Below are 8156 nucleotides of genomic sequence, written 5' to 3'. Positions count from 1 at the left end.
AACGTTCAAGAACATCGAGGCGTGGCTCAGTTTGGTAGAGCGCTGCGTTCGGGACGCAGAGGTCGCAAGTTCGAATCTTGTCGCCTCGATTCCGGCCTGTTGGTCAAGCGGTCAAGACGACGCCCTCTCACGGCGTAAACCCGGGTTCGATTCCCGGACAGGTCATGAAGCTGTATGGAACTTCCATACAGCTTCTTTTTTTATATCTATCATAGTTTTCATTAATACAAGAAAACCCCAGAGGTGGCAGCCTCTGGGGTTTTTGCGTCGCATGAGAAAAGTTCACCACATTTCTTAGCTGCCTACATCATATTCTATTTTTTTTTAAATGTCAATATGATATCAAAATCACCCATCCAAAGAACTCCAGACCGAAACCTATTTCCATACGCTATGACTTATTTCAATTTTTTTCACAAATAATTCATGTTTTCTTTCCTCTTTTTGTTACAATTTATGCTATAATGTCAATAGACGAGTCATGGTGAAGTATCATGACTCTATTTACGCAAGAAAAAGCTGATCCGCTGCTTCTTTTGGACCGGTTTTTGCGCCACTGACCCGGCGGCGGCTGCCGCCTGTACCCGAAGGAGGAACATCGAGAACTTATGGATTACGCAGTATTAAAAAAGAACTTTGAAAACCATCGTTTTCATACATCATATTTCGAGACAAAGGAGGAAGCTGCCGCTTATCTGAGTAACCAGATCAAGGGCGAGAAGGTCGGCTTTGGCGGCTCTATCACCGCAAAAGAGATGAATCTCTTTGAGGTCCTCGGAAAAGACAACGAAGTGATCTGGCACTGGGAACAGGGACCGGATGCAAGGATCAAGGCGAAAGATTCCACCGTATATATCCTGAGTGCCAACGCGGCTGCCGCGACCGGCCAGATCATCAACATCGACGGAACCGGAAACCGTCTTTCCGAGAGCTTATTTGGACCGAAACGAGTATACTATGTGATCGGGAAAAATAAAATCGCGCCGGATCTGTCCTCCGCAATGGATCGCGCGCGAAATATCGCCTGTCCAAAGAACGCGGCGCGTTTTAACAAGAAGACTCCCTGCGTCGTGTCCGATGACAAAAAGTGCTATGACTGCAATAGTCCGGAAAGGATCTGTAACGCGATTCTGATCTTAGAACGCCCCTGTACCGGAATGGAAGTTGAAATGGTATTTATCAATGAAGATCTTGGATATTAAAGGAGAGACACATGAATATTCTGTTTTTTCTAACACCAAAGAATGATGTGGCATTTATTTATTCCGACGCGAACCTCAGAGAAGCGATCGACCTGATGGAGGCGCACGGCTATTCCGCCCTGCCGATTCTCACAAAGCAGGGACGGTATGCGGGAACGCTGACAGAAGGTGATCTGCTCTGGTACATGAAGAGCCATCTGAACCAGAGTTTAAAGGATATGGAGCTGATCTCCGTCATGGAGGTAAAGCGCCGTCAGGACAACAGCCCGGTAAACGCCGGAGCAAAGATGGAAGATCTGCTGGATAAGGCGATGCAGCAGAACTTCGTCCCGGTACTCGATGACAATAAATCCTTTATCGGAATTATCACGAGACGTGATATCATGAAATATTTTTCCGGTTCCTATAAGAAAACAGGAAATGCTTAAGTTATTGGATTCCGGGTGAAATGGCTTTTTTCAGACCGTCGCATAAGTTCCTGTCATTTTCTTCCAGCATCATTTTCTGCCGTCCGGTTATACTGATACCATCCCAGAAAAAGGTGGTGAGAAATGATGAATCAGGAAAAGAACGACAGCATCCAGTGCTCGATCCATAACTGCGTGCATCATGCGGAAAATGTGGATTACTGCACCTTAGACCGTATCCATGTAGGAACGCATGAACTCAATCCTACAAAAAAGGAATGTACCGACTGTGATTCCTTCCAGTGCAAGATGTAGTCCGGTCTGATGTTTGACGAGAAAAGAGATCCCTTCCTCCCATAAATTTTATGGAAAAGGAACGGGATCTCTTTTTCTATTCTTCTACCGTGAATTTCCCACCGCAGCCGGCTGCGGATCGAAGCTCGGGTTGAAGGCGTAGAAGTTTCTGGAGTCCAGCTTCTCCTGAAGACCGCGAAGAGCTTCTCCGAAACGCTGGAAGTGGACGATCTCGCGCTTCCTTAAGAAACGGATCGGTTCGCAGACATCGGGATCTGTCACGACACGAAGAATGTTGTCGTAGGTGCTCCGGGCTTTCTGTTCTGCTGCAAGGTCCTCGAAGAGATCCGTCACCGGATCTCCCTTCGACTGGAACTCGCAGGCGTTAAAGGGCACACCGCCAGCCGCCTGAGGCCAGATCCCCGTGGTATGGTCGATATAGTACGGGCCGAATCCCTGCGCTTCCAGCTCCTCCGCTGTTAAGTTTCTTGTGAGCTGGTGAACGATCGCCGCGACGATCTCCAGATGGGCGAGCTCCTCCGTTCCGATATCCGTCAGAACCGCTTTCTGCTCCCCATACGGCATTGAGTAGCGCTGGGAGAGATAACGCATGGACGCACCCATCTCGCCGTCTGGCCCACCGTACTGGCTCATAATGAACTGCGCCATCTTCGCATTCGGTTCCTTTATATTTACCGGAAACTGCAATCTTTTTTCGTAGACCCACATCTTAGCATCCTCCTTCCCATGGCCATTTTTCAGTTACCCAGTTCCAGGACATGGACGTGACATCGGTGTATCTCAGCGGCCCAAACCGCCTCTCATAGGCAGCCATGGACTGGTCACGCATGTCACGGACCGCTTTGTAATAGCGCAGTGCATCCTGATTTTCCGGATGAGTGTCTAAGAACAGGACAACGTCATCCATCGCAAAACCGGCTTCCATGATCTGACGCATCAACAGCTCTTTATCCTGTACGGCCATGCCCCCGGCACTCTGGCACGTACTGCACGCAGGCATCGCACTCTGTGCTGACAGGCGGGAGTCACGCATGGGTTCTGCCGGCATTCCCGGCATCATGCTGCATCGATACATTTCCCTCATCTTCTGCACCTCCCCACAGCAAATGGAAGATCCAGGGACGGGAAGATCGTTCCCCGGACAAAACCTCTGGCTAACGGATATATGGTCCCCCACATCTGCATCGGAACATATCCCATTCCTATCGGGAATCTTGGATCATTGTCGTCAAAACAAAAGTTGGCCACCGGACGCACAACAGGTCCCGGGCCGGAAATATCAGACAGACTTCTGCCGCAGTCGCAGGACGGAGCCATAGCGGTATCCGGCAGATCGGAATTTCTGCAATTCATATGCGGATGTCTCCTTTCTTTGTTCTGATATTAGAATATGCATCATCCATAAATATGGGAATGCTCAGGTCTGAACACTGCAAAAAACCTCCAGAGAGCTTCCCTGAAGGCTTTTTGCACTAAACTTTTAAAATATTCAGCAGATCTGCACACTTGCTGTGCTGACTGTAAGAGAATTTACGCCGAAGGACAAAAGTCCATCGGTGCAGTTGAGCCGGAATCGATTTTTACGTGTAACCACGCTCTCTCACTCCAGAAAATCCAACGCATCCACCGGCACGCCGTCCTTCAGAAACTCAAAGAACACATTTGTGCCCTCCACCGTGTAATATTTTGTCGGCTCTGCGACGTAACCTAAGAGATCACCCTGGTGGATGTACTCGTTTTCTACAACGGGAATCTCTTTCAACTGGCCGCAGACAGCGGTATATCCGTTTCCGAGGTCGAGGTTGACATAATTACCGATCTCCTCATTTGTCCCGACAGAGACGACTCTGGCGTCCGCCGGAGCCGATACCGGGGTGCTGACCTCGCTCTGGATCACATTGGCGGGGTTGACTTTGTACTGGTCCAGAGTCGGGAAGTAGGTCGTGGTGTCCATGCTGTAGCCAAGAACGATATTTCCGGTCACAGGCCAGGAGAGCTTGTCTGTGTCTGCGAAATCGAGGACCAGGGATTCGCTGACAGCGGCACCGGCTTCCGCCATGGGATTATCGCCTGTCAGGGCGCTATCTGATGCATCAGCAAGACCGGTATCCATCGAAATTTCTCCGGCAAAATTGCCGGGATCAGCGCCAGTTCCGGCAGCATTCTCATTGTCCGCCAGACCGACAGCCGTGCCGTCTCCGGCAGATTCCCCATTCCCGGCTTCATCTCCCGATGCCGCCAGTTCCCCCGCCAGTGTATCGCCGCCGGACTCCGCTCCTGCGTTGGAATCCCCTGCGATCACATGGTCCGGGTCTTCGATCTCCAGATAGGGGCTCTCTCCGATATTTTCTCTCCCCTTCTGGATTCTTACAGCGCCTGCTGCCGCAACAATAGTCAACAGGCCAAGTACGAGCATGACAAGGACAAATTTGTCCTTGAAAAGCTGATTTCCTCTTTCTTTCACGTTTATCACCTCGGTAATATTCTTACCCGCGGCGGTGAAGTTATACACGAAATCATACTTTTTTCTGGAAGTATCCACCTTTTATCTTTTGTGATCCACCTTATGCAGGCTTAAATAAATACTCTCCGGCATTAATAAGCGAAACCTGGTCTAAGCTTCTTTCACTCCGCAATTTTCACGATCTCAATCCCCTGAAAATAATATTTCAACAGTTCCCGGAACTCACTCCCCTGCTCTCTCTCCATCGCATCCGCCCCTGTCTGGGAGAATCCGTATCCGCTGCCGATCCCTTTCGATGACACCCGGATCTTCCCGTCCGCAGACGAAAAGTGGAAACAGGACGATAAAAGCCCCAGAGAATCCCGGACTTCATCCCCAGTGTAATCCATATCCCCGATCTGCACCCGCTTCACATACCCGGCATCATCCCGCTCGATGATCTGAATTTTTTCCGCAATGCCGTCCGCTCCCGGACGCGGCCCGCCGATTCTTCCGATCTTATCCGCAAACTCCGCTTCCGTAAAGGTCCGGACGCATAAAAATTCTCCTGCCTCCAGATCTCCCGGACTCTCCACAGAACAGATATATGGATATGCGGCAAGTTCCCTCGTCTTTCCTGCCGACGCCTCACAGTAGAACGGTTCGATCAGCTCCCCATCGTACTCCGCAACGAGTCCTTCTGTCTCCTGCACCGCGGTACGGATCTTCCCGTAATACTCTCTAAAATGTTCTTTCCCCCATTTTTTCTCCATCTCCCTCATGCTGAGACAATCTATGTCCAGTTCCTCTTCCCGGATACGTTCCAGCCCCGGATCCACAAGCCGGTAGATATATGTCCTCGCAAGCACCGCCTGTGCTTTTAATGTCTCGATCCCGTACTCTGCCGGGATCTCCGCCGCAACGACTCCGGTAAGAAACTCTTCCGCCGGGACTTCCGTCCCTGTATCCGTCCGGATCCGGCCTGTCCACGCCAGCGTTGTCACATAGGGGATCATGACCGTCATCCATAAGACCATAAAAAAACGCTTCATAAAAAATACCCGCCTCATACACCTGTGATACCGGATTTCAGATCCGGAAGTCTTCCGGGCGGATTGCCCGAAAAACTCCATGCCGAATTTTCCTGATATCACTATTGTATGAGACGGGTCTGTTTTTTATGTTATCCGTAACTGTCAAGCACCTTCACAGTTACATTATTTCAGCTCTACCTTAATCTTCTTCAGATGCCAGATATCTCTTACGTATTCCTCGATCGTACGGTCGGAGGAGAACTTTCCTGCAGATGCGGTATTGAGCATCGCAGTTCTCGCCCACCACTTCTCGTCGCGGTATGCCTGGTCGATCTTTCTGTGAGCTTCCGCATAGGAACGGAAATCCTTTAAGATAAAGTAGGTATCTGCGCGGTCGCTGCTCTGGGTGTTGAGCAGGGAATTGTAGATATCGCGGAACAGCTCCGGATCCTGCGGAGAATAATAGCCGTTGATGAGCTGCATCAGCACACGGCGGATATCCTGATCATTGTTGAAGATATCCATCGGGTTGTAGCCGCCGTTGTTTTCAAGGTTGATGATCTCATCTGCGGACGCACCGAAGATGAACATATTCTCCTTGCCGACTTCCTCCGCCATTTCCACATTTGCGCCGTCCATGGTTCCGATGGTCAGAGCGCCATTTAACATGAACTTCATGTTTCCGGTCCCGGATGCTTCCTTACTTGCTGTGGAGATCTGCTCGCTGACATCCGCAGCGGAGAAGATCAGCTCTGCGTTGGATACACGGTAATCTTCAATGAATACGACCTTTAATTTGCCGCCGATGGACTTATCGTTGTTGATCACATCAGCCACATTGTTGATGAGCTTGATGGTCAGTTTTGCACGCTTATATCCGGCTGCTGCTTTCGCACCGAAAATGAAGGTTCTCGGAACGATGTCCATATTCGGGTTATCTTTTAACTGGTTGTAGAGATACATCACATGAAGGATGTTCATGAGCTGTCTCTTGTACTCATGCAGACGTTTTACCTGAACATCGAAGATGGAACGCGGATCGACATCGATGCCGTTGTGCTCCTTGATGTACTTCGCAAGACGGATCTTGTTCTGGTACTTAATGTTCATGAATTCCTGCTGGCACTTCTCATCATCCACATAAACAGAAAGCTTTTTAATATTGGAGAGATCTGTGATCCACTCATTTCCGATCTTGTCGGTCACCCAGTCTGCAAGCAGCGGGTTGCCATGAAGCAGGAAACGTCTCTGGGTGATACCGTTTGTTTTATTATTAAATTTCTCCGGCATCATCTCATAGAAGTCACGAAGCTCCTGTTTCTCGAGGATCTCTGTGTGAAGCTTCGCAACACCGTTTACAGAGAAGCTGCCGACGATCGCAAGGTAAGCCATGCGGACCTGTCCGTCGTAAATGATCGCCATTCTACGGATCTTCTCGTTGTCACCCGGATATCTCTGCTGGATCTGGGCTACAAAACGGCGGTTGATCTCCTCAACGATCTGGTAAACACGCGGAAGCAGACGGGAGAACAGCTCGATCGGCCATTTTTCAAGAGCTTCAGCCATGATGGTGTGGTTTGTGTAGGCACAGGTCTTTGTCGTGATCTCCCAGGCCTCATCCCACTCTAAGTTCTCCTCGTCAAGTAAGATACGCATTAACTCAGCAACCGCAACGGTCGGATGTGTATCGTTTAACTGGAAGGATGCCTTCTCATAGAATTTATGGATATCGTCATGTTTTTCCTTGTACTTTTTGATGGCACGCTGAACACTGGCAGAAATAAAGAAATACTGCTGTTTTAAGCGAAGCTCTTTTCCGGAATAATGGTTATCATTCGGGTAAAGGACCTCAACGATGGTCTTCGCCAGATTCTCCTGCTCAACAGCTTTCTGGTAATCACCCTTGTCGAACTCGCTTAAGTTGAAGGTGTTCACCGGCTGTGCATCCCAGATTCTTAAGGAGTTTACGACATTGTTGCCGTATCCCACGATCGGAATATCATACGGAACTGCCATAACGGACTGGTAGCCCTTCTGTACGAAATGATTTCTCTTTCCGTCCCACTCAGTCTCCACGTAACCGCCGAATTTGACCTCCGTCGCATACTCTGCGCGGCGGATCTCAAACGGATAGCCGTCCTTTAACCACTCATCCGGGACCTCGATCTGATATCCGTCACGGATCTGCTGTTTGAACATTCCATAACGATAACGGATGCCGCAGCCATATGCCGGATAGCCTAAAGATGCAAGGGAATCCAAAAAGCATGCCGCAAGACGTCCAAGACCGCCGTTTCCGAGTGCCGGATCCCGTTCCTGATCCTCAATGGAATTCAGGTCAAAGCCCAGTTCAGAAAGTGCCTCCTCGATTTCCTTCTGCTCACAGAGGCTGATGATATTGTTGCCGAGGAAACGACCGGTTAAAAACTCCATGGACATGTAGTAAACAACCTTTGCATCCTGCTTTTCATACTCTTTATGAGTCGCGATCCAGCGGTCGATGATCATATCCTTGACTGCAAGCGCAACTGCCTGATAAATCATAGCCGGAGTTGCCTCATCGATCGTTTTGCGATAAAGACTCTTCACATTCAACGCAATGACCTTTTTCAGTTCATCCTTATTCATTGTCTGACTCACCCCTAAGTCCTCCTTCATGATGATTCCCTGCATTCTGCGAAACCCCCATTGTCCCGCAGAATACAGGTCCCTTGTTGTGTTGATTCTGTCATAGAAAGATCCGTGCGATCGCCGT

The 8156-nt window shown here is 49.5% G+C and carries 9 protein-coding genes and 2 tRNA genes; 5 read left to right on the top strand and 6 right to left on the bottom strand.

Annotated elements, in window-relative coordinates; genetic code table 11:
• Window positions 1-15: 15 nt before the first annotated feature.
• The 5 genes from DW826_RS10870 to DW826_RS10850 all read left to right on the top strand — a co-directional run bounded on the left by DW826_RS10870 (window position 16) and on the right by DW826_RS10850 (window position 1924).
• A tRNA-Pro gene (locus tag DW826_RS10870) sits at window positions 16-89 on the top strand.
• A gap of 4 nt (window positions 90-93) precedes the next feature.
• Window positions 94-165, top strand: a tRNA-Glu gene (locus tag DW826_RS10865).
• Window positions 166-608: 443 nt separating this feature from the next.
• Window positions 609-1202 (top strand): lactate utilization protein, encoded by a 594-nt coding sequence (locus DW826_RS10860; RefSeq protein WP_015553709.1) that lies wholly within the window; start codon window positions 609-611, stop codon window positions 1200-1202.
• Between the two features lie 11 nt (window positions 1203-1213).
• A complete protein-coding gene (locus tag DW826_RS10855; protein WP_015553710.1) occupies window positions 1214-1630 on the top strand; it encodes a CBS domain-containing protein in 417 nt (138 codons plus the stop codon).
• 123 nt (window positions 1631-1753) lie between these two features.
• Complete coding sequence (locus DW826_RS10850; RefSeq protein ID WP_021903995.1) at window positions 1754-1924, top strand: DUF1540 domain-containing protein; 171 nt, start codon at window positions 1754-1756, stop codon at window positions 1922-1924.
• A gap of 84 nt (window positions 1925-2008) precedes the next feature.
• Here DW826_RS10850 and DW826_RS10845 read toward each other — a convergent pair whose 3' ends face one another.
• From DW826_RS10845 to DW826_RS10820, 6 genes are all read right to left on the bottom strand, one after another.
• The gene (locus DW826_RS10845; RefSeq protein ID WP_117484349.1) at window positions 2009-2632 is read right to left on the bottom strand and encodes a manganese catalase family protein; all 624 of its coding nucleotides are present in this window, start codon (window positions 2630-2632) and stop codon (window positions 2009-2011) included.
• Window position 2633: 1 nt separating this feature from the next.
• On the bottom strand, window positions 2634-3008 hold the full coding sequence (locus tag DW826_RS10840; protein WP_242994088.1) for a spore coat protein CotJB: 375 nt from the start codon (window positions 3006-3008) through the stop codon (window positions 2634-2636).
• Window positions 3005-3277 (bottom strand): spore coat associated protein CotJA, encoded by a 273-nt coding sequence (locus DW826_RS10835; protein ID WP_117552717.1) that lies wholly within the window; start codon window positions 3275-3277, stop codon window positions 3005-3007. Before DW826_RS10835 ends, DW826_RS10840 begins: the two co-directional genes overlap by 4 nt.
• Window positions 3278-3524: 247 nt before the next feature.
• Window positions 3525-4388 (bottom strand): M23 family metallopeptidase, encoded by an 864-nt coding sequence (locus DW826_RS10830; RefSeq protein ID WP_117552721.1) that lies wholly within the window; start codon window positions 4386-4388, stop codon window positions 3525-3527.
• Between the two features lie 161 nt (window positions 4389-4549).
• Window positions 4550-5419 carry a SpoIID/LytB domain-containing protein gene (locus DW826_RS10825; protein ID WP_181968046.1) on the bottom strand — a complete coding sequence of 290 codons (870 nt, stop codon included), beginning with the start codon at window positions 5417-5419 and terminating at the stop codon, window positions 4550-4552.
• Window positions 5420-5584: 165 nt separating this feature from the next.
• Window positions 5585-8041, bottom strand: a complete 2457-nt coding sequence (locus DW826_RS10820; protein WP_117552720.1) for a glycogen/starch/alpha-glucan phosphorylase — start codon at window positions 8039-8041, stop codon at window positions 5585-5587.
• Between the last annotated feature and the right edge of the window lie 115 nt (window positions 8042-8156).

Origin of the sequence: Clostridium sp. AM34-11AC (assembly GCF_003435375.1) — a bacterium.
GTDB lineage: Bacteria > Bacillota > Clostridia > Lachnospirales > Lachnospiraceae > Pilosibacter > Pilosibacter fragilis.
The sequence above is the reverse complement of the archived record's forward strand: the minus strand, read 5'-3'. Positions and strand labels throughout refer to the sequence as shown.

What these genes read in the sequence shown, in the direction of transcription:
- DW826_RS10835 (WP_117552717.1), bottom strand. Translation starts at nt 3,277, where the DNA reads ATGAATTGCAGAAATTCCGATCTGCCGGATACCGCTATGGCTCCGTCC.
- DW826_RS10845 (WP_117484349.1), bottom strand. Translation starts at nt 2,632, where the DNA reads ATGTGGGTCTACGAAAAAAGATTGCAGTTTCCGGTAAATATAAAGGAA.
- DW826_RS10850 (WP_021903995.1), top strand. Translation starts at nt 1,754, where the DNA reads ATGATGAATCAGGAAAAGAACGACAGCATCCAGTGCTCGATCCATAAC.
- DW826_RS10860 (WP_015553709.1), top strand. Translation starts at nt 609, where the DNA reads ATGGATTACGCAGTATTAAAAAAGAACTTTGAAAACCATCGTTTTCAT.
- DW826_RS10825 (WP_181968046.1), bottom strand. Translation starts at nt 5,419, where the DNA reads ATGAAGCGTTTTTTTATGGTCTTATGGATGACGGTCATGATCCCCTAT.
- DW826_RS10855 (WP_015553710.1), top strand. Translation starts at nt 1,214, where the DNA reads ATGAATATTCTGTTTTTTCTAACACCAAAGAATGATGTGGCATTTATT.
- DW826_RS10840 (WP_242994088.1), bottom strand. Translation starts at nt 3,008, where the DNA reads ATGAGGGAAATGTATCGATGCAGCATGATGCCGGGAATGCCGGCAGAA.